This window comes from Enterobacter sp. PTB (assembly GCF_051130085.1).
GTDB classification, from domain to species: domain Bacteria; phylum Pseudomonadota; class Gammaproteobacteria; order Enterobacterales; family Enterobacteriaceae; genus Enterobacter; species Enterobacter ludwigii.
Genome location: NZ_JBDKEE010000003.1, coordinates 37745 through 63805 on the forward strand (window position 1 = coordinate 37745; position 26061 = coordinate 63805).

Annotated in this window: 20 protein-coding genes and 2 pseudogenes; 14 read left to right on the forward strand and 8 right to left on the reverse strand. The window is 50.7% G+C overall.

The window, feature by feature from the left end:
• The first annotated feature begins 8 nt into the window (after positions 1-8).
• A complete protein-coding gene (gene folM, locus AAIR21_RS04315; protein ID WP_020884311.1) occupies positions 9-731 on the forward strand; it encodes a dihydromonapterin reductase in 723 nt (240 codons plus the stop codon).
• On the opposite strand, the gene AAIR21_RS04320 is transcribed toward folM, so the two are convergent.
• Positions 728-1063, reverse strand: coding sequence for a GlpM family protein (locus AAIR21_RS04320; RefSeq protein WP_020884312.1), 336 nt, complete (start codon positions 1061-1063; stop codon positions 728-730). The two genes, folM and AAIR21_RS04320, sit on opposite strands and share 4 nt — an antisense overlap.
• 128 nt (positions 1064-1191) lie before the next feature.
• Between AAIR21_RS04320 and rstA the strand changes: the two genes are divergently transcribed.
• The 3 genes from rstA (at position 1192) to tus (ending at position 4696) form a co-directional block, all read left to right on the forward strand.
• Positions 1192-1908, forward strand: coding sequence for a two-component system response regulator RstA (rstA, locus tag AAIR21_RS04325; RefSeq protein ID WP_025204337.1), 717 nt, complete (start codon positions 1192-1194; stop codon positions 1906-1908).
• Positions 1909-2393: 485 nt separating this feature from the next.
• Positions 2394-3692, forward strand: coding sequence for a two-component system sensor histidine kinase RstB (gene rstB / locus AAIR21_RS04330; RefSeq protein ID WP_014169816.1), 1299 nt, complete (start codon positions 2394-2396; stop codon positions 3690-3692).
• A gap of 74 nt (positions 3693-3766) precedes the next feature.
• Positions 3767-4696 (forward strand): DNA replication terminus site-binding protein, encoded by a 930-nt coding sequence (tus, locus tag AAIR21_RS04335; RefSeq protein ID WP_014169815.1) that lies wholly within the window; start codon positions 3767-3769, stop codon positions 4694-4696.
• Here the strand turns inward: tus and fumC are convergent, their stop codons facing one another.
• Both fumC and fumA read right to left on the reverse strand, forming a co-directional pair.
• Positions 4697-6091, reverse strand: coding sequence for a class II fumarate hydratase (gene fumC, locus AAIR21_RS04340; protein ID WP_020884315.1), 1395 nt, complete (start codon positions 6089-6091; stop codon positions 4697-4699).
• A 137-nt stretch (positions 6092-6228) separates the two neighbouring features.
• Entirely contained in the window at positions 6229-7875 is a 1647-nt protein-coding gene (gene fumA / locus AAIR21_RS04345) for a class I fumarate hydratase FumA (RefSeq protein WP_025204339.1), read from the reverse strand.
• A gap of 197 nt (positions 7876-8072) precedes the next feature.
• Between fumA and manA the strand changes: the two genes are divergently transcribed.
• Positions 8073-9248, forward strand: a complete 1176-nt coding sequence (manA, locus tag AAIR21_RS04350; RefSeq protein ID WP_020884317.1) for a mannose-6-phosphate isomerase — start codon at positions 8073-8075, stop codon at positions 9246-9248.
• A gap of 99 nt (positions 9249-9347) precedes the next feature.
• Positions 9348-10898, forward strand: a complete 1551-nt coding sequence (locus AAIR21_RS04355; protein ID WP_063934335.1) for a YdgA family protein — start codon at positions 9348-9350, stop codon at positions 10896-10898.
• Positions 10899-10967: 69 nt separating this feature from the next.
• Here the strand turns inward: AAIR21_RS04355 and AAIR21_RS04360 are convergent, their stop codons facing one another.
• Positions 10968-11996, reverse strand: coding sequence for a Mal regulon transcriptional regulator MalI (locus AAIR21_RS04360; RefSeq protein ID WP_014169810.1), 1029 nt, complete (start codon positions 11994-11996; stop codon positions 10968-10970).
• 177 nt (positions 11997-12173) lie between these two features.
• Here AAIR21_RS04360 and malX point away from each other — a divergent pair.
• The 4 genes and pseudogenes from malX to AAIR21_RS04380 form a co-directional block, all read left to right on the forward strand.
• Positions 12174-13304, forward strand: a pseudogene (gene malX, locus AAIR21_RS04365) (PTS maltose transporter subunit IICB); the annotation flags it as partial.
• Positions 13305-13389: 85 nt separating this feature from the next.
• Positions 13390-15159, forward strand: a complete 1770-nt coding sequence (locus tag AAIR21_RS04370) for a recombinase family protein (protein ID WP_434680077.1) — start codon at positions 13390-13392, stop codon at positions 15157-15159.
• 554 nt (positions 15160-15713) lie between these two features.
• Entirely contained in the window at positions 15714-16475 is a 762-nt protein-coding gene (locus tag AAIR21_RS04375; RefSeq protein ID WP_434680079.1) for a lysozyme inhibitor LprI family protein, read from the forward strand.
• Positions 16476-16750: 275 nt separating this feature from the next.
• Entirely contained in the window at positions 16751-17341 is a 591-nt protein-coding gene (locus AAIR21_RS04380) for a hypothetical protein (protein ID WP_434680082.1), read from the forward strand.
• 903 nt (positions 17342-18244) lie between these two features.
• Here the strand turns inward: AAIR21_RS04380 and AAIR21_RS04385 are convergent.
• Positions 18245-19393 (reverse strand): PAAR domain-containing protein, encoded by a 1149-nt coding sequence (locus AAIR21_RS04385; protein WP_373225284.1) that lies wholly within the window; start codon positions 19391-19393, stop codon positions 18245-18247.
• 15 nt (positions 19394-19408) lie between these two features.
• Positions 19409-19894, reverse strand: coding sequence for a PAAR domain-containing protein (locus tag AAIR21_RS04390; protein WP_434680085.1), 486 nt, complete (start codon positions 19892-19894; stop codon positions 19409-19411).
• A gap of 261 nt (positions 19895-20155) precedes the next feature.
• On the opposite strand from AAIR21_RS04390, the gene AAIR21_RS04395 reads away from it, so the two are divergent.
• Positions 20156-20734 (forward strand): recombinase family protein, encoded by a 579-nt coding sequence (locus tag AAIR21_RS04395; RefSeq protein WP_373225282.1) that lies wholly within the window; start codon positions 20156-20158, stop codon positions 20732-20734.
• Positions 20735-21041: 307 nt separating this feature from the next.
• Here the strand turns inward: AAIR21_RS04395 and AAIR21_RS04400 are convergent, their stop codons facing one another.
• Positions 21042-21731, reverse strand: a complete 690-nt coding sequence (locus AAIR21_RS04400) for a YagK/YfjJ domain-containing protein (RefSeq protein WP_434680088.1) — start codon at positions 21729-21731, stop codon at positions 21042-21044.
• A 286-nt stretch (positions 21732-22017) separates the two neighbouring features.
• Here AAIR21_RS04400 and AAIR21_RS04405 point away from each other — a divergent pair.
• From AAIR21_RS04405 to add, 3 genes and pseudogenes are all read left to right on the forward strand, one after another.
• Positions 22018-22485, forward strand: a pseudogene (locus AAIR21_RS04405) (glucose PTS transporter subunit EIIB); the annotation flags it as partial.
• A 48-nt stretch (positions 22486-22533) separates the two neighbouring features.
• Positions 22534-23706, forward strand: a complete 1173-nt coding sequence (locus AAIR21_RS04410; RefSeq protein ID WP_163304226.1) for a MalY/PatB family protein — start codon at positions 22534-22536, stop codon at positions 23704-23706.
• A gap of 96 nt (positions 23707-23802) precedes the next feature.
• Entirely contained in the window at positions 23803-24804 is a 1002-nt protein-coding gene (gene add / locus AAIR21_RS04415; protein WP_163304227.1) for an adenosine deaminase, read from the forward strand.
• A gap of 45 nt (positions 24805-24849) precedes the next feature.
• Here add and AAIR21_RS04420 read toward each other — a convergent pair whose 3' ends face one another.
• The gene (locus tag AAIR21_RS04420) at positions 24850-25890 is read right to left on the reverse strand and encodes an oxidoreductase (protein ID WP_163304228.1); all 1041 of its coding nucleotides are present in this window, start codon (positions 25888-25890) and stop codon (positions 24850-24852) included.
• Positions 25891-26061 lie beyond the last annotated feature (171 nt).

Below are 26061 nucleotides of genomic sequence, written 5' to 3' on the forward strand. Positions count from 1 at the left end.
AGAATACGATGGGAAATGCGCAGCAACGCCCAATACTGATTACTGGTGGAGGCCGTCGTATCGGCCTCGCCCTTGCCCATCACTTTCTCAATCTTCGCCATCCGGTCATCATCAGTTACCGCAGCGAATATCCCTCGATTGAGGGGCTACGCAAAGCCGGTGCGATCTGCATTCAGGCCGATTTCTCAACCGATGACGGTATTCTGGCCTTCGCTGATAAAGTGAAATCTACCACCCCCGGGCTGCGCGCCATTATCCATAATGCCAGCGCCTGGCTTCCCGAAAAATCCGGTACGCCACTCAGCGAAACGCTCTCCTGCATGCTGCAGATCCACGTCAATGCGCCCTATCTGCTGAACCATGCCCTGCTCGACCTGCTGCGCGGTCACGGACATGCGGCGGGTGATATTATTCATTTCACCGATTACGTCGTGGAGCGCGGCAGCGACAAGCACATCGCCTATGCGGCCAGTAAAGCTGCACTCGATAACATGACGCGCTCGTTCGCCCGTAAACTTGCCCCTGAAGTTAAGGTGAACGCCATCGCCCCGGCGATGATTTTATTCAACGAAGACGATGATGCGGAGTATCGCCAGCAGGCGCTGAATAAATCGCTGATGAAAATTGCGCCAGGTGAAAAAGAGGTTATCGATCTTATCGATTATCTGCTCACCAGTTGCTACGTCACTGGCAGAACCTTTGCCGTGGACGGCGGTCGACCGCTGCGCTAGTGAAAGCGGCTCCAGAAGAAGATAAGCACCCAGGCGCTGAGTCCCCAGCAGACAACAGCCCCGCTCAGCGCCAGGGGAAGTCGCATAAAACCGGTGAAGTACCACAGCGAAAGCAGATAAAGAAAATAAGGGATGATCGACCACATCCCGAACACGATAGTCGTACGCAATGCTTCCGTGCCTCGTTCTGAGGCGACAATATAGTGCGCTATTAACGCAAAGGTCGGGAAGAGTGGGATCAGCCCGGCAATATAATAATTCCTGGTTTTAGCCAGAATACCTATCAGTAACACCACCAGCGCACCCAACGCGGCTTTTATCACCAGCCCCATCTTTTTCCCTATAACAATCAAATAACAATATGAGCCAGAATAACGGAACTGGCGTTAATTATGAAAGATTAATGGAACGTTAAGGTTGTGCGGTGTATGTTGGCTTTTTTCGCGATAACAGACGTTGTATGAATAAGATTGTTTATGTTGAAGACGAGCCCGAAGTGGGGCAATTGATTGCCGCCTATCTGGGTAAGCATGATATGGACGTCATTGTTGAGCCTCGTGGCGATCGTGCCGAAGAGGTGGTCTTACGTGAAAACCCGGACCTGGTGCTGCTGGACATTATGCTGCCCGGCAAAGATGGCATGACGGTCTGCCGCGATCTGCGCGCCCGGTGGGAGGGCCCTATCGTGCTGCTGACCTCGCTGGACAGCGACATGAACCATATTTTGTCACTCGAAATGGGTGCCAATGACTACATTCTGAAAACCACGCCCCCTGCCGTCCTCCTTGCTCGTCTGCGCCTCCATTTACGCCAGCGTGCCAGCGTTGAACGAGAAGCGCCTGCTCAGTCGCTGACCCCGCACAAAGCGATGCGTTTTGGTACCTTGTCTATTGATCCGATTAACCGTCAGGTTCTGCTTTCTGGCGAGCTTATCGCCCTTTCCACGGCAGATTTTGACCTGCTCTGGGAACTGGCAACCCACGCCGGGCAGATCATGGATCGCGATGCATTACTGAAAAACCTGCGCGGCGTCAGCTACGACGGAATGGATCGCAGCGTTGACGTGGCTATTTCGCGCCTGCGTAAAAAACTGCAGGATAATGCCACTGAGCCGTACCGCATTAAAACCGTGCGTAACAAGGGCTATCTGTTCGCGCCTCACGCCTGGGAAACCTGATGCCGGTTCCCCGAATGACACTGTTTAAAACATTATGCAGACGAGGTCTGACAGTTGCATAAAATAAGAACACTCAGCCTGATCTGCAGTTTTGGGTTAACCGGGTGCGTTGTCGCAGATATGGATTCAAGTCATTATGACTATGTTCCGTATATTCAGACTATCCAGAATCCCTGGACCCCGGGCCATACCAATGTGCAACAACGCCGTGAGGATTTGTACGCCTGCGGCGTTGATCGAAAGTATTCGCTCAATTCATGGGACGAAAACTTCAGTCGTAACCGCCTGCTGCCGGGCGAAACGATAGAACAGCAAGATTCCAGGATCAAAAAAATAGAAGACTGTATGAAATCAAAAGGGTACGTTCTGTGGGATTACTCACAATGCGGGCCCCGTAAAAAACCGAGCGGTATGTGTAACTAGTTTGGGTTTGCGTGTTTGTCTTCGACGCAGGTTGTTAACGTATTGATTTTCGGTGAGATTGAATGAAAAAGCTGTTCGTACAGTTTTACCTCCTGCTGTTTGTCTGCTTCCTGGTGATGACCATGCTGGTTGGACTGGTCTATAAATTCACCGCCGAACGTGCGGGCAGGCAGTCACTGGATGATTTAATGAAAAGCTCGCTCTACCTGATGCGCAGCGAGCTGCGAGAGATCCCGCCACACGACTGGGCCAAGACCTTAAAAGAGCTGGATCTGAACCTGTCGTTTGATCTGCGCATCGAGCCGATGAAGGATTTCGATTTAGAGCCACCCGCCATGCAGCGACTGCGTGACGGGGACATTGTGGCGCTGGATGAGAAATATACCTTTATCCAGCGCATTCCACGGAGCCATTACGTTCTGGCCGTGGGGCCGGTACCTTATCTCTATTATCTGCACCAGATGCGCCTGCTGGACCTTGCCCTGCTGGCTTTCATTGCCATTTCGCTCGCGTTCCCGGTCTTTATCTGGATGAGGCCACACTGGCAGGACATGCTGAAACTGGAATCAGCTGCGCAACGTTTTGGTGACGGGCATTTTACCGAGCGCATTCACTTCGACAGCGGTTCCAGCTTCGAGCGTCTTGGCGTGGCGTTTAACCAGATGGCCGATAACATCAATGCGCTGATTATCAGTAAAAAACAGCTCATTGACGGAATTGCTCACGAGCTGCGTACGCCACTGGTACGCCTGCGCTATCGGCTGGAGATGAGCGAAAACCTGACGGAGGCCGAGTCTCAGGCACTGAACCGCGACATTGGTCAGCTTGAGGGCCTCATTGAGGAGCTCCTGACCTATGCGCGCCTCGATCGCCCGCAAAACGAACTGAACCTCAGTACGCCGGACCTGCCCGGCTGGTTACAAACCCATATCGATGATGTCCAGAGCGTAAACCCGCAACGCACGCTGCTGACACACGTCACGCCCGGCGATTATGGCGCACTGGATATGCGTCTGATGGAACGCGTGCTGGATAATCTGATGAACAACGCCATGCGCTATAGCGAGAGCACGCTGCAGATTGGCTTAGATTTACAGGGTAGTCAGGCCTGTCTGACGGTTGAGGACGACGGACCTGGCATCGCCCCGGAAGCGCGTGAAACGGTGTTTGAGCCGTTTGTACGCCTCGACCCCAGTCGCGATCGTGCCACGGGGGGATGTGGCCTGGGGCTGGCAATTGTTTACTCCATTGCGCAGGCGATGGGCGGCACGGTGCATTGTGAAGAGAGCGCACTCGGCGGCGCGCGCTTCTGCTTTAGCTGGCCGGTATATCACAACATCACCCTTCCCGTCCCTGCCTGACCTTTATCGCACGCTGGCCTGACCCGGCGTGCTGTGCTATATGATAAGTATGTTGTAACTAATGAAAAGTTATCATGGCGACGTACGATCTCATCGAAAGGCTGAACAGCACGTTCCGCGACATTGAACACGAGTTACTGACCCTGACCGAACGTTTGCAGACCTGCCGTCTGTTAGCCGCGCGCGTCTTTACCCTGCCGGATGTGGTGAAAGGCGCTGAACACGACCCGCTGGAAACCATAGAGGTACAGCAGCATATCGGCAAAGCGGCGCTGGAACTGACGCTGCGGCACTACCGTCGCCTGTTTATCCAGCAGCAGTCAGAAAACCGCAGCAGTAAGGCGGCCGTTCGTCTGCCAGGCGTAATCTGCCTGCAAACCGATGCGACAACGCGAGAAGCGCTGGAAAACCAGATTGCGCATATCAACACGCTTAAGGCGACGTTTGAAAAGATCATCACTGAAGAGTCGGGTCTGGCCCCTGCCGCCCGTTTTGAATGGGTACACCGACAGCTACCGGGATTAATCACCCTGAATGCCTACCGTACGCTGACGGTACTGCGTCATCCCGCCACGCTTCGCTTCGGCTGGGCCAACAAGCACATCATTAAAAACTTCACCCGGGATGACATTCTGGCACAGCTGGAAAAGAGTCTTAAGGCACCGCGGACTGTCGCACCGTGGTCACGCGAGCAGTGGATTGAACGGCTTGAGCAGGAGTACCACAGCATCGCCTCACTGCCGGCGGATACCCGGCTTAAGATTAAGCGTCCGGTGAAGGTGCAGCCTATCGCGCGCGTCTGGTATTCCGGCCAGCAAAAGCAGGTACAGTATGCCTGCCCAACGCCGCTGATCGCACTTTATGATGCCGATCAGGGGGCCATTGTGCCGGATATTGGCGAACTGCTGAATTACGATGCTGAAAATGTCCAGCATCGTTACAGACCTCAGGCGCAACCGCTGCAGCTGATTATTCCGCGGCTGCACCTGTATGTGGCGCAGTGATTATTTCAGGCTGCCGACCATCGATTCCGGGCGTACCCATGCATCAAACTCAGCCTCCGTCAGGTAACCCAATGCCAGAGCGGAGGCTTTCAGCGTCAGCCCCTCTTTATGCGCTTTTTTCGCAATCTCGGCGGCTTTGTCGTAGCCGATATGGGTATTCAGCGCGGTCACCAGCATCAACGACTCATTGAGCAACTGGCTGATGCGCTCGCGGTTTGGCTCAATGCCTGACGCACAGTGCTCGTTGAAACTCTCCATACCGTCCGCCAGCAGGCGTATGGACTGAAGCACGTTGTGAATCACCATCGGGCGATAGACGTTCAGCTCAAAGTTACCGGATGCGCCGCCCATGTTAACGGCAACGTCGTTACCCATTACCTGGCAGCAGAGCATGGTCATGGCTTCACACTGGGTCGGGTTTACTTTGCCCGGCATGATAGAGCTACCCGGCTCGTTTTCCGGAATGCTAATTTCACCGATACCACAACGGGGACCCGAGGCCAGCCAGCGCACATCATTAGCGATTTTCATCAACGACGCTGCCAGACCCTTGAGGGCACCGTGGGTATGAACCAGCGCATCACAGGTGGCCAGCGCTTCAAACTTATTCGGCGCCGTGATAAACGGCTGCCCGGTGATGGCCGCCAGCTCGTCGGCAACGCGCACCGCATATTCCGGATGGGTATTTAACCCCGTACCGACCGCCGTTCCGCCCAGCGCCAGCTCTGCAAGATGCGGCAGGCTGTACTCGATGTGCTTGAGGTTATGTTCTAGCATTGCCACCCAGCCGGAAATCTCCTGGCCGAGCGTCAGCGGCGTGGCATCCTGCAGGTGAGTACGTCCTATTTTGACGATATCGCTGAAAGCCTGCGCCTTCTCGCCAAGGGTGGTTTTAAGCACGTTGAGCTGCGGGATCAGCTGTTCACGAAGCGCAATCACCGCCGCCACGTGCATCGCCGTCGGGAAGACGTCGTTCGAACTTTGGCTTTTGTTTACGTCATCGTTCGGGTGAACCTTACGCTCCATACCGCGCACGCCGCCCAGCAGTTCGCTTGCCCGGTTCGCCAGCACTTCGTTCATATTCATGTTGCTCTGGGTGCCAGAACCGGTCTGCCAGATGGCGAGGGGGAATTCATCGGGATGCTTGCCGGCCAGCACTTCATCGGCAGCAGTGATAATCGCGGTGGCCTTATCTGCCGCCAGCAGGCCTAAATCCTGATTCACTTTGGCGGCCGCACGTTTAGTGAGCGCCAGCGCCTGAATCAGCGAGACGGGCATTTTCTCGGTCGAAATACGGAAATGTTCCAGCGAACGCTGGGTTTGCGCGCCCCATAGCTTGTCAGCCGGGACATCGATCGCGCCCATAGAGTCTTTCTCACGGCGTACCGTAGTCATTACTTTCTCCTTGATAACACTGTCGGGATTGCTCACATGCTTCAGAGATAAGTATTGATTGCTTTACAGAAAAGATATGGCGCTTTGTGCGCTCTTTGATGTGCCGGGTGACGTGAACGCCACCCGGCTATAGTAGATTACTTCACACACGCCGAACATTGAGAGGACTGGATCTGCCTGAAGAAGTCGTTACCTTTGTCATCCACAAGGATAAACGCCGGGAAATCTTCCACTTCAATTTTCCAGATAGCTTCCATACCCAGTTCCGGGTATTCAATGCACTCAAGGCTCTTAATGCTGCCCTGCGCGAGTACGGCAGCCGGACCGCCGATGCTGCCCAGGTAGAAGCCACCGTGTTTATGGCAGGCATCCGTCACCTGCTGGCTACGGTTTCCTTTTGCCAGCATGATCATGCTGCCGCCGTTGGCCTGCAGCTGGTCAACATACGAGTCCATACGGCCTGCGGTGGTCGGGCCTAACGAGCCAGAGGCGTAGCCTTCTGGCGTTTTGGCCGGGCCTGCGTAGTAAATCGGGTGATCTTTGATGTACTGCGGCAGCCCTTCACCGTTGTCCAGACGCTCTTTCAGTTTCGCGTGAGCGATGTCACGACCAACGATGATGGTTCCGTTAAGAGAGAGACGGGTCGACACCGGATACTGAGACAGCTGCGCCAGAATCTCTTTCATCGGACGGTTCAGGTCAACGTGAACGGCTTCACCCTCGCCCGCTTTGCGCAACGCTTCAGGAATGTACTTCCCTGGGTTATTCTCCAGTTTTTCGATCCAGACGCCTTCGCGGTTGATCTTCGCCTTGATGTTACGATCCGCAGAACAGGAGACCCCCATCCCAACCGGGCAGGAGGCACCGTGGCGCGGCAGACGGATCACACGCACATCATGGGCAAAATATTTGCCGCCGAACTGCGCACCCAGGCCAAGGTTACGCGCTTCTTCCAGCAGTTCCTGTTCGAGCTGAACATCGCGGAACGCCTGGCCGTGCTCGTTCCCTTCGGTAGGCAGGCCGTCATAATATTTGGTCGACGCCAGCTTCACCGTTTTCAGGGTGCTCTCTGCTGACGTACCGCCAATCACAAAGGCAATATGGTACGGCGGGCAGGCAGCGGTGCCGAGCGTGCGCATTTTCTCAACCAGATAATTCTTCAGCTTGCCCGGCGTGAGCAGCGCTTTGGTTTCCTGATAGAGATAGGTTTTGTTCGCTGAACCGCCACCTTTGGCGATGCAAAGGAATTTGTATTCATCACCGTCCACGCTATACAGGTCAATCTGCGCAGGCAGGTTTGTGCCCGTGTTGACCTCTTTGTACATATCCAGCGCCGCGTTTTGCGAGTAGCGCAGGTTGTCTTCGGTGTAGGTGTTGTACACGCCGTGCGCCAGCGCCGCTTCGTCGCCGCCGCCAGTCCAGACGCGCTGGCCTTTTTTACCCACAATGATGGCCGTGCCGGTGTCCTGGCAGGTAGGTAAAATACCTTTCGCCGCGATATCCGAGTTACGCAGGAACTGCAGGGCGACGTATTTGTCGTTTTCGCTGGCCTGCGGGTCGCTCAGGATATCGGCAACCTGCTGCTGGTGCGCAGGGCGGAGCATAAACGAGGCGTCGTGGAAAGCCTGCTGCGCCAGTAACGTCAGCGCCTGTGGATCGACCTTGAGGATCTCCTGCCCTTCGAATTCAGAGACGGAGACATGATCGCGGGTTAACAGGTAATATTCGGTTTGATCCTTACTGAGGGGGAAAGGATCCTGATAATGAAAGGGTTTGTTCGACATTGTTCTCTCACTTACTGCTTCAGTCTGATTATTTGGGCAGATGTTCCGCTGCCCGCTTAAAAGCGAGTCAGCTTATCCTACACAATTTTTTAACAAAAACTGAGACTAGTACGACTTTTTACATCCACAGGTTACTTCCATGTTGTTTATTGCTTTAATACCCGGAGTTAATTCCACCATTGAATCAGGGCTTGATAATGCAAAAACTCATTAACTCAGTGCAAAACTACGCCTGGGGAAGTAAAACTGCGTTAACGGATCTCTACGGTATCGCGAACCCAAACAACCTGCCGATGGCAGAGCTGTGGATGGGTGCGCACCCGAAGAGCAGCTCAAAAATTGAAGACGCAAGCGGCCAGGTTCGCTCTCTGCGCGACGTGATTGATGCCGACAAAGCCACCCTGCTGGGTGACAAGGTTGCCAGCCGTTTTGGTGAGCTACCGTTCCTGTTTAAAGTGCTGTGCGCCGACCAGCCGCTCTCCATCCAGGTTCACCCGAATAAAAAAGCCTCTGAGATGGGCTTTGCGAAAGAGAACGCGGCCGGTATTCCGTTAGATGCCGCCGAGCGTAACTATAAAGATCCTAACCACAAGCCGGAGCTGGTCTTTGCGCTGACCCCCTTCCTGGCGATGAACGCGTTTCGCGAGTTCTCAGAAATTATCTCCCTGCTGCAGCCGGTGGCGGGTGCTAACAACGCTATCGCTCACTTCCTGGAAAACCCGAATGCAGAAGGCCTGAGCCAGCTTTTCGCCAGCCTGCTGAACATGCAGGGTGAAGAGAAATCTCACGCCCTGGCCGTGCTGAAAGCAGCACTGGACAGCCAGCACGGTGAGCCGTGGGATACCATCCGCCTGATTTCTGAATTCTACCCGGACGACAGCGGCCTGTTCTCCCCTCTGCTGCTGAACGTGGTGAAGCTGAACCCGGGCGAGGCGATGTTCCTGTTTGCTGAAACCCCGCACGCCTACCTGCAGGGCGTGGCGCTGGAGGTGATGGCCAACTCAGACAACGTACTGCGTGCAGGCCTGACGCCGAAATACATTGATATCCCTGAGCTGGTTGCCAACGTGAAGTTTGAGGCGAAGCCAGCGGATCACCTGCTGACTCAGCCTGTTAAACAGGGTGCGGAGCTGGACTTCCCAATCCCGGTGGATGATTTTGCCTTCTCACTGCATGACCTGAGCCCGGCAGAAACCGCTATCGCGCAGGAGAGCGCAGCAATCCTGTTCTGCGTTGAGGGTGAAGCAACGCTGCATAAAGGTGGCGAGCGTCTGGTGCTCAAACCAGGCGAATCGGCATTTGTAGCGGCAAACGAGTCGCCGGTGAGCGTGAGCGGTACCGGTCGTCTGGCGCGTGTTTTTAATAAGCTATAAGCACTTACTGAATTTTTTAACAACTCTTGCTAAGCTAGTTGAAGACTTTACATCACCGGGCGGTTTCTACCGCCTGGTTTCATTTTAGGGATAGTCGCAATGAAAAAATCGGTCGTAGCGGTAGGAGTGATTGTAGCGTTAGGCGTGGTCTGGACAGGTGCCTCCTGGTTTACCGGGAAACAGCTGGAAAGCCGTCTGGCTGAGATGGTGGCACAGGCTAACGGAGAGCTTAAGCGTGGCGCGCCGGAAGCAGGCGTGGAGCTTGCCTACCAGAATTATCAGCGTGGTATCTTTACCAGCCATATGCAGGTGGTTGTCAAGCCTGTTGCCGGTAATGAAAATGGCTGGCTGAAACCGGGCCAAAGCGTGGTGCTGGATGAAGTGGTCAGCCACGGTCCGTTCCCGCTGGCACAGTTAACGTCTTTTAACCTGATCCCGTCGATGGCGTCCGTTCATACTGTACTGGTGAATAACGACTTAACCAAACCTCTGTTTGATCTGGCAAAGAATGAGTCACCTTTCGAGGTTAACACCCGCATCAGCTACGCCGGTGACACACGTTCCAGTATCGATCTGAAAGCACTGAACTACGAGAAAGATAACGAGAAAGTGACCTTTAGCGGGGGGAATTTCAAGGTTGATGCTGACCGCGATGGAAATGTCTTCTCCCTGACCGGTGAAGCAGAGAGCGGCCTGATCAATGCCGTCAATGAATACGGTCAAAAGGTTCAGCTGACGTTCAATAACCTGAAAGCCGACGGCGACAGCAAGATGACCGATTTTAAAGAGCGTATCGGTAATCAGAAACTCTCTTTTGACAAGATTGCTATCGCGGTTGAAGGGAAAGAGATGGCCGTGCTGGAAGGCATGGAGGTGGACGGCAAATCCGACGTGTCTAAAGACGGTAAGAGCATCAATACCCAACTGGATTACGCCCTGAAGAGCCTGAAAGTGCAGAACCAGGATCTCGGGACCGGCAAACTGTCGCTGAAGATTGGCAATATCGACGGTCAGGCGTGGCATGAATTTAGCCAGAAATACAGCAAAGAGAGCCAGGCACTGCTGAGCAATGCCGCGCTGCAGCAGAATCCGGAAGTTTACCAGCAGCAGGCCATGGCGGTGCTGATGAACAACCTGCCCATCCTGCTGAAAGGCGAGCCAGTTATCACCGTGGCCCCGCTGAGCTGGAAAAACAGCAAAGGCGAAACCAACTTTAATCTGTCCCTGTTCCTGAAAGACCCGGCAACCGCAACGGGTGAACCTCAGACTCTGGCGCAGGAAGTGGATCGCAGCGTGAAGTCACTCGACAGCAAGCTGACCATTCCTGTGGATATGGCGACCGAGTTTATGACCCAGATTGCGAAGCTTGAAGGGTATGGCGATGAAGATGCCGGCAAGCTGGCGAGCCAGCAGGTGAAAGGCCTGGCGGCAATGGGCCAGATGTTCCGCATCACGAAGATGGAAGACAATACCATTTCCACCAGCCTGCAGTATGCCAACGGTCAGGTCACGCTGAACGGCGATAAAATGCCGCTGGAAGATTTTGTCGGGATGTTTGGTATGCCTGCCCTGGGGATGCCGGAACCGGCTGAACCTGCAGCGCCGGCCGTGCCTGAAGCACCTGCTGCACCCGCTGCACCACAGCAGTAATCATCAAAACCCCTCTCTGAGGGGTTTTTTATTACCGGTTGCAGGTACTCAGACTGGTGCCACGAAATACTATTTCACCGTCACTAACCGTGCCGACACAATCTGGTGCCCGGCCTGCACGTCTGCTTTTTCGATGCGCTGCATAATCCTGTCCGCCAGCGTGTAACCCATCTCCCGGGCAGGTGTGGTGGCCCAGACAATGGGCAGATCGTCCAGCGCGTTTTCACCGACGTCGGCAAATGCCCCTAACGCCACCTGGTGGCCGAAGAAGGTTTCAACCCCACCCTCTCCGCTCTGACGCCCGGCGCGGATCAGGCCAAACCAGGCTCCCATCGCAATCACCTCGTTATAGCAAATCACGGCGCTTATCGTCGGGCTACTCCGTAATAACGCGTTTATCGCTTCCGCGGCTTTCTTCTGGCTGGATTCGCATTCCACCACCCATTCGCTGTGGAACGGGAGGCCGTATTTAATCAGCGTCGCGCAGTAACCGCCTACCCGCTCGGCTCGCGTCAGGGACGAGCTTTTTCCGCCAAGCCAGGCAATGCGCTGATGCCCACGATGAATGAGATGCTCCGTCAACATTTGTGCGGCCTGCATGTTGTCTGGTCGCAGGGTATCGGCTTCGTCCAGATAACTGGCGCGCGAGGCAAACACCAGCGGCACGCCTTTTTCGGCGGCGCGCTCGCACAAGTCATTACTCACACCCGACGCGCCGGCGACGATCACCCCGTCGACGCCCTGCGTAAGCAGCATATCCAGACGGGAAAGGAGCTGATCGGCCTCGCGACCGCCGTGAAGCAAAAAGACCATCCGTCCCTGCGCTTCAAGCGCTTCGGTCAGGCCCGCGGTCAGTTCGGCATAAAAGGGAGAGGTCAGATCACGCACAATCAAACCGATCACACCGCTTTGGCCGCCGCGCAGCGCTGATGCCTGGCGGTTACGTACAAAGCCCAGTTGCTCAACCGCCTCGTTAACCCGTTGCCCGGTCGCGGGAGAAATGCGTCCTTTCCCGCTGAGCACCAGTGAAACGGTGCTGACGGAAACCCCCGCCGCCAGCGCGACATCGTTGATGGTGATTTTTTTCGCTACAGCCATGTGTCGGCGTGACTCCCTGAAATGAGATCGGTAAAACGTTTTATCAATATGTAATCTTTATACTACCAGTCAAAGCCTGAGAATGTGATTCAGAGCGCACTAAACTTTGATAAAACGTTTTATCTTCTCGCAGCATTGACGCAGATAAACTGATTTTAACAATAAAGGAGTCGTTTTATGACGGCGAAAGCAGCACAAAAAATATCGCTGTGGGAATTTTTCCAGCAACTGGGTAAAACCTTTATGCTGCCCGTGGCACTCCTCTCGTTCTGCGGGATCATGCTCGGGATCGGCAGTTCGTTGAGCAGTAAGGACGTCATCACGCTGATCCCGTTCCTCGGGACACCTGTGCTGCAGGCGATCTTTATCTGGATGAGTAAAGTCGGCTCCTTCGCCTTTAGCTTCCTGCCGGTGATGTTCTGTATTGCTATCCCGCTGGGTCTGGCACGCGAGAACAAAGGCGTGGCCGCCTTTGCCGGGTTTGTCGGTTATGCGGTAATGAACCTTGCGGTGAACTTCTGGCTGACGGCTAAAGGCATTCTGCCCACCACCGATGCCGCCGTGCTTAAAGCGAACAACATTCAGAGCGTTATCGGGATTCAGTCCATTGATACCGGGATCCTCGGCGCGGTGATCGCCGGGGTGATTATCTGGATGCTGCATGAGCGCTTCCACAATATCCGCCTGCCTGATGCGCTGGCGTTCTTCGGGGGCACCCGCTTTGTACCCATTGTAACCCTTGTGGTCATGGGTCTGTTTGGCCTTATTATTCCGCTGATCTGGCCAGTCTTTGCGCTGGGGATTAACGGGATTGGTCGCATCATCAACGGTGCGGGCGATTTTGGTCCGATGATCTTCGGAACCGGCGAACGTCTGCTGCTGCCGTTTGGTTTGCAACATATTCTGGTGGCGCTGATCCGCTTTACCGAAGCGGGCGGCACAATGGAGGTGTGCGGACACGATGTGAGCGGTGCGCTGACCATCTTCCAGGCACAGCTGAGCTGCCCGACCACGCACGGCTTCTCTGAAAGTGCGACCCGCTTCCTGTCACAGGGTAAAATGCCGGCCTTCCTCGGCGGCTTGCCGGGTGCGGCGCTGGCCATGTATCACTGTGCTCGTCCGGAAAACCGCCATAAAATTAAAGGGCTGCTGATTTCCGGGGTCATCGCCTGCGTCGTGGGCGGTACAACGGAGCCAATCGAATTCCTGTTCCTGTTTGTCGCGCCAGTGCTGTATCTCATCCACGCGGTACTGACCGGTCTGGGCTTCACCGTGATGGCGGTGCTGGGCGTCACCATCGGGAACACTAAAGTAGAATACCCCTCATCAATAATTGAGGCGTAAAGACAGCTATAACCGTCGCCTCAGTGGATTATCAAGGAGGTGATGAACAATGTCTGCACATGATACAATCTTAAGAAATACAGTAACTCCAGTGAAATTCAATACCATGAATCGTCCACGCTTATATTCATATATCCGTTACTCCAGCGAGCGACAAGGTAAAGGTAGCTCGATAGAACGTCAGAAGAGCTACATTGCTGAAATGGCAAAACAGATCGCTATTGAGTACGATCTGGAGATTTTCGAGGAATACCAAGATTTAGGAGTGTCAGCGTACAAAGGTAAAAACGTTCAGGAAGGAGCTTTATCAGATTTCATAGCCCAAGTTGAATCGGGTTTGATCCCAAAGGGGTCTTTCCTTTTGATTGAATCCCTTGATCGCTTCTCACGCCAGAACGCTATGCAAGCGGTTAACCTTTTCACCAGCTTATTACTTAATGGCATCACGGTAATTACCGGGATTGATAAACAGGTTTACAGACAAACTGAAGTGAACACCGAGACATTACAGCAACTGATGTTTAGCGTGATGTTGTTCAGCCGTGCAAACGAAGAAAGTTCAACCAAATCACACCGCACTATTGCAAGTGCTCTGTCCAAGATCAGACGTCACAAGGAACGGAAACCAGGTGATCCTGTAGTCGCGATTAAAGAGTTAGGATCGGATAAATGGTGGACAGATTCGAGTACTGGTTATGTCATTCCGCATCCAGTCCTATTCCCCATAGCAAAAAAGATTATCCAGTTTAAACAAGACGGTTGGTCAAATCGAATGATCCTTCGCCACCTTAAAAACAACTACGATCGACCGGTTATTGGCAACAAAAAATCAAAAGGTATATGGAATATGCAGCATTGTTCCAGAATTCTTGAACCTGCCATTTATGGACGAAAAGTGATCACTATAAACAATGCTGAATACGTTCTGGATGATTATTACCCTGCCATCATAAGCAAAGATGAATATGAAGCGTTAAAGCTCCAAGTGGGAAACAAAGGGTTTGCCCCAAATCGCGAGAGTAATCCAGAAATTCCATTACTTTCCGGTATTGGTATTTTGCATTGTGCGCATTGCTCATGTTACATGGTTAAGGCAAAATCAACCCTTAAGAACCATCCACATGCTTACCGTTATCAATGTGCATCCAGAGATTTACACCAAGATTGTAATAAGTGGGGATTCAGGGCAAGCACCCTTGAAAGGACGATTTTACAACTGATAGCCGATAGAATTTTCTTGCAGAAAAAATATCAACCATCTGGTTTAGAAGGAAAAATCGCGGACATACAAGCGCAAATTGAGAACTATGTATTGGCTATTGGTTCAGCTAAAAATCCGGCAATCATAAATAACCTCACTTCACAAATTGATCAACTGGAACAAGAAAAACAAAGTCTGATAGTGGAAAAAAGACTATACGATGAATCAATCGTGCAAATGAACACTGAGGGGTGGGACAAGTTCAGGGAGTTTGACATTAATGACGCACTTAACCCTTTACGTACAAAAATAAGGGCAAACATTAAGACCGTTATTATGCGCGTGGATTGCTTCAGAATAGATAAGAAACACAACTTGTTTACCATCACATACCGAGATCAGCATAAACAGCGTATCGTTATCGAAAACAACTCAGGCTGGAAGAAAGGTAAGATTTATGTTGAAGCGCAGACTATCAACGATATTCAAATTCTTGAATCTGAAGGTTTGGTACTGCATGACCATATTGACATAATGATCAACAGAGACAAGTTCATGACCGAAGCGAAAAAACGACTAGATCATCCCCGAACACTGATCGATGAACTGACGGAATAAAGGTAAGTGTTAGTGCCATTGTAAAATTGCCCCACAGAAATGTTAGCGTCATCCATCGGTATATAGCCATGAATCGCTCTGTATCTTGTCAGAGCGATTAAAGCAGACTTCAGACATCGTTCAATACAAAACCCCCGTAAAACTTGATACAGCGCGTTTTAGAGCAAGGGTTCAAATTACATCGTATTCATTATGTCTACGAATTGTACTTATTGCACCGCTCCTTATCGAAACACCTCTATGGTTGCAGGAAAGCCCGTACAGTCGAAGGGAATCCCTTCCAATCGCAGTATTCAAGACTAACCGCTGCCCCCCGCCCGACGTTAACACCAAGCATATGAACCATTTTAAAACCCTTTAAAAACAATACCCTTCGCATCTTCCCCTCTTCTCCCCATGTTAATTGATCGTTTTTACAGATCAATTATACGATATTGATAGATTTCATAGATCAATGTAAGATCATGATTCTTCGGTTAGTGTTTCTCGTAAACAAGACTCATGGAATGAATGCTCTGTCCACGATGGAGTGCGAACGATAGAAGGTATCCAGAATGACCATCCTTATAAAAACCTTGAAAATCATGGCGTCAGGTGTTGTTTTCGTTTCAGGTTTAACCACCGCCTCCAGTACCGTCTATTTCTTGCCAGAGGCAAAATCAATGGGTGTCGCCAGCAGCGACAAAAACGCACTTATGTTTCTCGGGATGGACAGGGATGTAAATCTGAAGGGAATATGCTTCGCGATGACAAAGCAATCATCATCAATCGTTCCGCTGGTAGATATCACTGCTACAACTGATAACGGCAGATTCACGATGCACGGGTTACGCCCTAATGTCAGTGATTCTAAAGAAGTCGCTTGTTCCTTCGGGTCCGAAGCTGGTGATTTCTTGACTGCCATTTCGAAGTCAACAACCGTTAACGTGAAGCTGGACTTCAATGGCGAGATCCGCAATTACAGTTTCGACACTACAGAGTTCGGAAAGGTATTGACTGCGAATGGGCAAGCCGTGGGGGAAAAAGCAGCTAAAGACTACGCTCAGGGAGTAAGGGCACCCGTTTTGTATGATACCAATCACGAAGCCCCTAAAAACAATGCAGAAAAATCAAAGGACGATACACATAGTTTTAAAGCAAGCGATGATAAACTTAATTCAGTCTGGAAAAATCTTAGCTCTGATACACGTAAACGCTTGCTCCCTGCGCAAAGAGAATGGATAAAGAAAAAATCCCAATGCAATAATGAAGAGGCATGTCTTACCCACATGACGGAAAATCGAATTCGTGAACTGGAATCTGAAAATGGAAAATAATCCATCAATATTACCCTTAAACACCAGCTCACTTCATTCTGTGGCTAAAGAGGATACAAAGGACAATATTCAACCATTGTACTTCGCAGATAATGCAATCATCGAATAATGGAAAGAAAAACGCACCCACGTCATAAATGATGTACAACAAAACCAAAGTCAATTCGATTTACCCACTTTGCATTATGATAATAGTATCAACGTCCCAGAAGACATCTTTGATGCTTCTGGGTGCATCAAACATAAATGTTAAACCTACTAAAGGGAAGTAGATCATGAAATTATCGGAAACAGCACGTTGGTCAATATTCGGAGTGATAGCCGCAGTAGTATTAATATCCGCGTGGCTATCAAGAGATCCGAATAAGGTAATCAAGCAAGCAGCGGAACAAGCCGCAATACAAGCCGTAGAAGACCAACATGAAAAAATGCTACAGGATCGTCGTGAAATTGGATTCGTTGAAAAGGTCGACCACACAAACGCATTTGGTGATGTCACCACGCGTTCTGTAAGCGTGTTGGGACGCACGAAAGGGACAATGCTCACAATCAGACGTGAAGGAACAGGAAAGCTGTTAGACGTGTGTTTCAGTGCGATTACTAACGATAAAAAGCGTGAACTTTTCGCCCCATACTTTTCTACCACCGTTTATGCGAAATTCGATGGTGGAGAAACAAAGGAGTTTAGCGCAAGCAGAGGAATCACCGACGATTTTCTGTGTATATCCTCTCCTCAGAAGTTTCTTTTTGAAATGAGCCACGCCAATCTAATGCAAGTCCAGTTAATCTTTCTGGATCACTATTCCAAAGTTCCAGAAGTCCATGAATGGAACCTGAAACAATATAATGAGATGTTCAAAGAATAAACAACAAAATAACATTAAAGCTGTAATTCGCTTTAATTTTTTGGGTTTGAATTAACACATCGATGGGAGCAAAGCTTCAAGCACATTACAAATAATTTTTGATGCGAGCGTTAAAACTTCATATGAAAGTCATGACAACGAATAGGCGTATACTTTTAGCGGATGATGATAACATGCAAAATAATCAAACCAGTTTAGTTTTCAGAAATGAGTGGGAAGCTTCCACATCTAACCTTATGTTTAAGGGGAAACTTACAGTCGGACGATTTCACTTGACAGATTACTTCATCGTTCAATATATGAAGCTGTTACATGGGATCGAAATACCCGATTCGTGGGTCAGTAGCTGTTTCACTAACATATCATGTACCGATACCCGTAAGGTTATGTATATGGAAGGTTGCGACATATTATCTAAAGACACAATGAATGAGATCCGTAAAGCAGTGAAATCCCCCCCTGAGGAGGTTAAAATATATCGCAATGGAGAGCGTATTGTTAAGATAGAATTTAGGGAGAAACAAAATAACCTCACACATTAAACGCCAGTTTGAAAAGCCAACTGCAATTATTGCAGATATTATAGAAGTGATGGTGGGGATATCGACGTAAGGGAAAGGCTGGAAGAAACCAGCCTTTGGTGGTCATCGCATTTTCTTGAAGATAAGAATGATAAGTACTGTAGAAATGATGTAACCAAACAGAGAAACATTTACCAACCAAGAATAGTACTGATCGAAATCAGAAACCACAGCATTACAACGTTCAACTGTGATCGTCTTATCGTTGAGAATATCGGTGTATTTTTTTGTTATCCCGTAATCTAAGACGCTGATAAGTACTGTGGCGATGTATATGAAGGAGATCGAGAGTATGCTCCCCCATCGGATTATACATTTTGATCTACTCGTTAATATCATATGAGCCGCCCAAGAAACCGCCAACAGTACCGCCCGAATAACCAGACGCTGAACCTAATGTAGAAGCGCCTTGAGCCAGCTTTTTCTCCATAGCGTTTTCTTCCCCTGCGGTATAGTTGTCAACGTTCGGATACTGTTCTCGAAACTGGTTCGTAACTTCAAAAACCTGCATTGCATTCAGAGAGCTGCTTTTTTCCACTAAGTACTTTTGCAGGGATAGAGGGACGGCAAAATCCTGTTCTCCTTCAATAGGGAGCTGTGTTGTTGTTGATGTGTAGACAGTATCGAAGACTTTAGAGCCAGCTTCACCAATAGCCTGAACTGTATGTGTTGTGCAGTTGCTGCCAGTAAGGTCATAAACGTCAATTACTCTTCCACGACGCTTTGTTCTTTCACCCATTTTATCTGTTACTACAGGCTCTGCCCCTGAGAGCCATAGATTTTCAAAGAATGAACGAGTTGCAACTATAGAAGCATCATCAATCCTGAACACCCGTGCATTAACTTTATACAATTCTTCACGGTAGTAGCCGCGAGCATCTTCCCCAGTAAAGTATATTAATATCCCATCACCAGTTAAGTTCGCTGGCCCTCTTCGACCAAAACGCCCGTATGTGTAAACGTATATCGAATTGTCTTGATGAACTGATACGAAAGCGTGTCCTGCATCCGTGATTTCAGTCCAGATGTAAACACCATTCAATAGCGGATTATCTTCTGGCTTGCAGGTGTCAGCAAAGCTATTTTGCTTCTTTGCAACCTGGGCGTGTTGTTGTGGCTCTTGTACAGGCTCAGATACTGCTTTCGTTTCCACGGATGCAGATGTCGCTTTTACTGGTTCCTGGTAAGGGCCGTGTTTCATAAAAGTATGGGTGGCAATGAAAAATGACTTACACGGACAGGTAGAGCGGCTGTAGATCGTACTGGCGGCTAACTGCCCATGAATATATTCTCCGGGGTATCCACCAGCCACGCTGTATATGCCAGGATGTTTACCACAGGATACCTGGCAACCTACTGTTGCTTGTCTGTTTAGATTAGGGCCAATCTGCTTCCCTTTCGGATGTCCGGTCAGTACCGATCCCCCGCATGTTGTTTTATCGCCTTTCACAACCCAAAAGCCTATAGACATTTTCTGAACTCCTTTTTAGAGCGACGCTGGAGCGAGAAAATCGGCTGGCATTGCGGGGCTATTATCTAACTGGCACAGAAGAGCATAGTCTTGTGGGGTACTAACAATCACATCACCGTTATCAAGCTGGCTACCTACGAGTGCATAAGAAACGCCACTCCCGTTAGTATTGACGGATCCAGATCCGTTGATGATCCTTGCGCGCGTTCCGTCAGGATAGACCACATAATCACCAACCATTGCCCGATTAACTTCACTCCCATCCTCCAGTGTAAACGAATCGTTGGCGCTGGCTTTCTCAATCTTCCCGCCGTTTTGGGTAAGTGATCCTTCAGTGGCAAAACGCCAAATAGCCACTAAAGAGCGATCTTTCATTTCTTCAACATGAGATTTGAAAATCTGGCGTTGTTCGTCGTCTGCATTTGCCAGTTGCTCTGGGCTGAATGGGTTCTTGAATGTTGTGATCACAGATGGGGTAAGTTCGTTGGTGTATTGCTTCATAAGTCCCTCTACTTGTTATGAAAATAATTGCAGCGGTCATTTTACAAGCAATATCCACACGCGCAACACCAATTTGACTTAAGGCGCAAATAACCCAATATGCTCAAATTACATATAAAGTCCATATCTGGCATCAACAATCGAACGTTTTACGACACCAGTAAATCATATGCAAAATAGGGGTCAAAAAATTAGCATATTGATTTTATGATACCATTATGACATTATGATACCGTTTTTGATACCAATCGAGGGAATGTTATGAGTCGTGTTTTTGCCTACTGTCGTGTTTCGACCAGCGAACAAACAACAGATAATCAGATTCTGGCAATTCGTCAGGCCGGGTATGAGGTCACTGATAATCGTGTAATCTCTGAAATCGTTTCTGGTGGAGTTCAGGCTATGCAGCGCCAGGCCTTCGCTGATATGGTTAATCATAAGCTCGAAGCTGGTGATCAACTGGTTGTGCTGAAACTGGACCGTCTGGGCCGCGACAACATCGATGTACAGCAAACCATCTCAATGCTGGTTGAAAAAGGGATTGACGTAGTATCGCTCGATCTTCCCGTCCGTAATCTTGCAAACGCTGAAGGGAAGCTAATGTTGCAAATGTTTTCCGCTTTCGCTGAGTTTGAAAAATCACGCATTACCGAGAGAACTAAAGAAGGACTTGAACGAGCAAGGAAGGAAGGTAAAAAGTTAGGTCGTCCGGTTGCAACAGATACTCGTAAGCGAGTTCAGGAAGCGAGGAGCAGAGGTCTTAGCCAGTCAAAAGCGGCTGCTGAATTAGGGTTGAGTCTTCCAACCATCAAACGGAACTGGAACCTACAGCAAGCCTGATGCAGCCACTCCCAGCGACCTCGCCAACATAGGAGGTCGCTATGTGTTATACTGAAAAATAATGTGACACAACCCACAAATCAGAAACGCATTAATGAAAAACCAAAATCAATCAGTGATAATGGAAGGATTATCAAACAAATATTGAAAGCTGTTCTAAAACAGCCTGTATGAAGCTATAAGAGGTTTAAATCACGCAGGTAATGCGAACGTACTATAGCAGCCTTAGAAAGGCTTAGAATGCGTTACAGGAAGGATTTTTATTTTCTGTTCAAACTGACCTACACGAAAGATTTTACCACCTGCGTTAATTACTCTCTTTCATTCTGAGCTTAGACGTTGAAAAGATCCTCTGCCCTTCCCCAGATGAAAACTTACCGCTGTTTTTCGCGAGGTACGATATACGCTCAACAAAATCCACAAGACTATCGTGATCACCCCTTACAATAGAGTATCGACTATTCTCGGCTAAATGCACGCGACTGATATTGTCTGTTAATTCATCCCAAAGCTCACTTATCAACCCAATCATGCCTGTGTTACCAAAGCCAGCAGTTTGAACCTGGAAGTAAGGTAATGCAATCCAGCAGTGGTAATGAACCTGGTTAGCCACTTTCTTTTCTCGAACCCAGCCATAAGCAAATTTTTTGATCGGCTGTTCATTCCACGCCTTCTTTTTGAAACGACCTCTCAGCCGCTCAAAAAGATTACTCACTAAGACATTACTTTCCGCAACGGACATTCCTTCCGGCACCGATAAGTCGAATCGGAAAGCAAAAATCTTACTGTAGTGCGATTGCATAGCCTGTAACTGCTTAATGAATGCATCAATGATTTCTTTCCTGATCGGATGGTAGCCCTCCTTCAAAGGGTCATAATTCAAACGATACATTAGCCCATCAAGCACATATTCAGAGCTATGGATAAGCGAGTAACGGCCATCATCACGATGACTGGTTATTTTTTGAGCAAAAAGAGAGAGGAGATCAGAAGACATAAAACCAACGCTATACAACAGATATTAATATTTACCAGTAAGCACAGACGAAAATACGCGCGTAGGCGCGCCGCGCCGTTGCTAAAACGAGCGAGATATATGTTCACCCCCGGAAACTCCGAAAAGTTTCCAATGCAAATCTTTCTAAATTTACACTGAAAAAACCTTTAAGGCAATGACTTTTTATGCTGAAGTCTGTCTTTCGAGGTGAATTTTCAGCATTACAGTAGGCTGATTGCTCCACGGGCACATCGAAAATTTCAATTACACCTATTACACTTAAGTGAATACCGACGGCAACGTCATCGACTTTGTGGTGTTCGGGATCCTGCACGGGTTGTCGACTAAGTGGTACCTGGTACCGGTGGTCGCCGCTATCTGGTTCGCGGTGTACTACGGAATTTTCCGCTTCGCCATCACCCGCTTTAACCTCAAAACGCCTGGGCGGGATACCGATACCGCCAGCAGCGTTGAGCAGGCTGTTGCAGGTACCGTGGGTAAGTCCGGCTATAACACCCCTGCTATTCTGGCGGCGCTGGGCGGTGCGGATAACATTACCTCTCTGGATAACTGCATCACCCGACTGCGCCTGTCGGTGGCGGACATGTCGAAAGTGGACACCAACGCCCTGAAAGCCAACCGGGCCATCGGCGTGGTACAGTTAAATCAACATAATTTGCAGGTGGTTATCGGCCCGCAGGTTCAGTCAGTGAAAGATGAGCTGGCAACCCTGATGCGTACAGTGGAAGCCTGATGCCTCACCCCCTCGCGCTGAGGGGGTTTTTCTTTAAGGACTTGAGTAATGTTCGATTTTTCAACCGTCGTGGATCGACACGGCACCTGGTGCACGCAGTGGGACTATGTCGCCGACCGCTTTGGCGCGGCCGATCTGCTGCCCTTCACCATCTCCGATATGGACTTCGCGACCGCGCCCTGCATCACCGAAGCGCTGCACCAGCGTATTCATCACGGGGTGTTTGGCTACAGCCGCTGGAAAAATGAAGAGTTTCTCGCCGCTGTGGCGCACTGGTTCCGGCAGCGCTTTAACAGCCACATTGATACCGAATCGCTCGTGTACGGGCCTTCCGTTATTTATATGGTATCCGAACTGATTCGCCTCTGGTCAACTCCCGGCGACGGCGTGGTGGTCCATACCCCCGCTTACGATGCGTTCTATAAGGCCATCGAGGGGAATGCCCGCCAGGTGGTCGGCGTGGCGATGGAAAAACATGCCACGGGCTGGCAGGGAAATAGGGCCGCACTTGAGGCGGCGCTGGCAAAACCGGAAAACAAAATTTTGCTGCTGTGCAGCCCGCAAAATCCCACGGGTAAAGTCTGGACCCGTGAAGAGCTGAGTCACATGGCAGAACTGTGCGCCCGTTATGACGTGGCGGTGATCAGCGATGAAATTCATATGGACATGGTGTGGGGAGGCCGTTGCCATACGCCGTGGAATGAAGTGGCACGCGGTAAATGGGCACTTCTGAGCTCTGGTTCAAAAAGTTTTAACATACCGGCGCTCACCGGTGCCTGGGGGCTGATTGGCGATGAAGAGAGCCGTAACGGTTACCTCAGCGCATTAAAAGGTCGTGACGGGCTCTCTTCCCCTTCCGTACTGGCGCTGACGGCCCACATTGCTGCCTATCAGCAGGGAGAGCCATGGCTGGATGCATTGCGGGCGTATCTGGAGGAAAATCTGTTGTACATTGCACGCGAATTACACCGCGCGTTTCCGACGCTCAACTGGCAGCCACCCGAAGCCACGTATCTGGCCTGGATCGATTTACGCCCACTCAACCTTGACGATAAAATGCTACAAAAAGTCCTGATTGAGCAGCAAAATGTCGCCATCATGCCGGGATATACCTACGGCGAAGAGGGTAACGGTTTTGTCCGTCTGAACGCGGGATGCCCGCGTAGCAAGCTTGAGCAAGGGGTTCAGCGGCTGATCGCCGGCATAACGACGCTCCTGTAATCAGATTGCGCAACGGAATATTCCCTTGCGCAAATAGCTTTTTACGTCGTTTTGTTTTTATAATATGACGCACTTTAACCAGAAAAGAGTGCGACCATGATTGATACACGCCTGCCACTAACTGATATTCACCGCCATCTTGACGGTAACATTCGTGCCCAAACCATCCTCGATCTTGGCCGCCAGTACAATCTCACGCTCCCTGCACAAACGATTGAGACCCTAATCCCCCACGTTCAGGTCACCTCAAATGAACCGGATCTGGTCAGTTTCCTGAGCAAACTCGACTGGGGCGTGAAGATGCTGGCCTCGCTGGATGCCTGCCGCCGTGTTGCTTTCGAAAATATTGAAGATGCCGCCCGTAATGGCCTGCACTACGTTGAACTGCGCTTTTCGCCAGGCTATATGGCGATGACCCACAACCTGCCCGTTGCAGGCGTGGTTGAAGCGGTAATTGACGGCGTGCGCGAAGGGTGTAAAACCTTCGACGTTCAGGCTCGCCTGATTGGCATTATGAGCCGCACCTTCGGTGAAGCGGCCTGTCTGCGGGAGCTGGAAGGGTTACTGGCGCATCGTGATGCGATCGCTGCCGTTGACCTGGCGGGTGATGAACTCGGCTTCCCGGGCAGTTTGTTCCTTTCTCATTTCAACCGCGCGCGTGACGCCGGCTGGCACATTACCGTGCATGCCGGTGAAGCGGCAGGCCCTGAAAGCATCTGGCAGGCCATCCGAGAGCTGGGTGCAGAGCGTATAGGTCATGGTGTCAAAGCCGTTGAAGATCGCGCCCTGATGGATTTCCTTGCCGAGCAGCGTATTGGTATTGAATCGTGTCTGACGTCCAATATTCAGACCAGCACAGTGGCATCACTGGCGCATCACCCGCTGAAAACCTTCCTGGAGCACGGTGTTCTGGCCTCACTGAACACGGACGATCCGGCAGTACAGGGCGTGGATATTATTCATGAGTACACCGTCGCCGCACCGCAGGCTGGCCTGAGTCAGGATCAGATCCGCCAGGCGCAGATTAACGGCCTGGACATCGCTTTCCTGACGCCAGCAGAGAAACAGGCGCTGCGGGATAAGGTCGCCCGCGGCTAAGCCCGTTGCCGGGTGGGCGCTTCGCCTTACCCGGCTTTGCCAGAATCACGCCAGACAGAGCGTTGCGCGGTGTTTGGCTGATTCAATCCCCAGTTCAATCAATTCCATAATCTGAATCGCCTGGCTGGCCGGAACCGGGTTATCCCCCGTCCCGTTTAGCGCATCACGGATAGCGGCATAATACGCCGGATAGTTACCCGGGATCGTCAGTAACGTTTCTTCAACCCTCTCTTCGCCTTCCACCCGCGTCACAACCCCGTCCCGCATGTCATAGCCCCAGTCTTCCTGCGGCAAACGCTCGCCGTTTTTCAGGCGTTCTTCCTGAGGATCGAGACCAAACTTCACATAGCTCCCGCGCGTACCGTGAAGGATATAACGCGCTGATTCGGCGGCTGCCACCATTGTCCCGTGCAGTACAATACGCCGCTGCGGGTAACTCAAGACGGCATGAAAGTAGTCGGTGGTTTGCGCTCCGGGTCTGAGCTGGGCCAGATCGACCGTCATACTGACCGGCAGGCCAAACAAATTTACGGCCTGATCGAGAAGATGCGGCGCTAAATCGTACCAGATGCCGCTGCCCGGCCCGGCTTGCTCACGCCAGCGGTTTCGGACCTGAGGGCGGAACCGGTCAAAGTGCGATTCAAAAAAGAGGATTTCGCCCAGCGTACCTTCATTAAGGAGCGCTTTTACCGTCAGGAAATCACTGTCCCAGCGGCGGTTATGAAATACCGAAAGCACTCTTCCAAAACTTTTTGCCAGCGCATCCAGTTCGCGCGCCTGTGACAACGTCACCGTGAAAGGTTTATCGACAATAACGTGCTTACCGGCTTCCAGTGCGGCCTTTGCCAGCGGAAAATGCGTGTCATTGGGGGTGGGAATGACGATCAGATCAATATTAGGGTCGTTAAAAAGATGCTTAGGTTCAGAAACAACCGGCACGGAGGGCCAGTCGGCATGCACTTTCGTGGAATCGCTACTGGAAACTGCCGCCAGCGCCATGCCCGGCGTCCCGGCAATCAGAGGCGCATGAAAAGTCTTGCTCGCGTACCCGTAACCAATAAGCCCGACGCGGATGCTATCACTCATAATGTTGCCCTCTTTTATGACTATCTTATTTCACACTGGCTACTCTGACGTTCTTACAGATTAATCATGTGCCATATGACGTAAAATAGCAGGCTATGCCGGTTGTTTTTGTTACATAGATTTAACGTTCTGATTTTGTTTAGGGGAACCGTTCCCAAAGCACTTGCCGCG

Bases quoted from the DNA above. Each gene is read 5' to 3' on its own strand.
- AAIR21_RS04390 (WP_434680085.1), bottom strand. From the start codon at position 19,894: ATGAAGCAATACACCAACGAACTTACCCCATCTGTGATCACAACATTC.
- manA (WP_020884317.1), top strand. From the start codon at position 8,073: ATGCAAAAACTCATTAACTCAGTGCAAAACTACGCCTGGGGAAGTAAA.
- AAIR21_RS04370 (WP_434680077.1), top strand. From the start codon at position 13,390: ATGTCTGCACATGATACAATCTTAAGAAATACAGTAACTCCAGTGAAA.
- AAIR21_RS04395 (WP_373225282.1), top strand. From the start codon at position 20,156: ATGAGTCGTGTTTTTGCCTACTGTCGTGTTTCGACCAGCGAACAAACA.
- AAIR21_RS04375 (WP_434680079.1), top strand. From the start codon at position 15,714: ATGACCATCCTTATAAAAACCTTGAAAATCATGGCGTCAGGTGTTGTT.
- add (WP_163304227.1), top strand. From the start codon at position 23,803: ATGATTGATACACGCCTGCCACTAACTGATATTCACCGCCATCTTGAC.
- folM (WP_020884311.1), top strand. From the start codon at position 9: ATGGGAAATGCGCAGCAACGCCCAATACTGATTACTGGTGGAGGCCGT.
- tus (WP_014169815.1), top strand. From the start codon at position 3,767: ATGGCGACGTACGATCTCATCGAAAGGCTGAACAGCACGTTCCGCGAC.
- fumC (WP_020884315.1), bottom strand. From the start codon at position 6,091: ATGACTACGGTACGCCGTGAGAAAGACTCTATGGGCGCGATCGATGTC.
- fumA (WP_025204339.1), bottom strand. From the start codon at position 7,875: ATGTCGAACAAACCCTTTCATTATCAGGATCCTTTCCCCCTCAGTAAG.
- AAIR21_RS04410 (WP_163304226.1), top strand. From the start codon at position 22,534: ATGTTCGATTTTTCAACCGTCGTGGATCGACACGGCACCTGGTGCACG.
- AAIR21_RS04380 (WP_434680082.1), top strand. From the start codon at position 16,751: ATGAAATTATCGGAAACAGCACGTTGGTCAATATTCGGAGTGATAGCC.
- AAIR21_RS04385 (WP_373225284.1), bottom strand. From the start codon at position 19,393: ATGTCTATAGGCTTTTGGGTTGTGAAAGGCGATAAAACAACATGCGGG.
- rstB (WP_014169816.1), top strand. From the start codon at position 2,394: ATGAAAAAGCTGTTCGTACAGTTTTACCTCCTGCTGTTTGTCTGCTTC.
- AAIR21_RS04355 (WP_063934335.1), top strand. From the start codon at position 9,348: ATGAAAAAATCGGTCGTAGCGGTAGGAGTGATTGTAGCGTTAGGCGTG.
- AAIR21_RS04400 (WP_434680088.1), bottom strand. From the start codon at position 21,731: ATGTCTTCTGATCTCCTCTCTCTTTTTGCTCAAAAAATAACCAGTCAT.
- rstA (WP_025204337.1), top strand. From the start codon at position 1,192: ATGAATAAGATTGTTTATGTTGAAGACGAGCCCGAAGTGGGGCAATTG.
- AAIR21_RS04420 (WP_163304228.1), bottom strand. From the start codon at position 25,890: ATGAGTGATAGCATCCGCGTCGGGCTTATTGGTTACGGGTACGCGAGC.
- AAIR21_RS04320 (WP_020884312.1), bottom strand. From the start codon at position 1,063: ATGGGGCTGGTGATAAAAGCCGCGTTGGGTGCGCTGGTGGTGTTACTG.
- AAIR21_RS04360 (WP_014169810.1), bottom strand. From the start codon at position 11,996: ATGGCTGTAGCGAAAAAAATCACCATCAACGATGTCGCGCTGGCGGCG.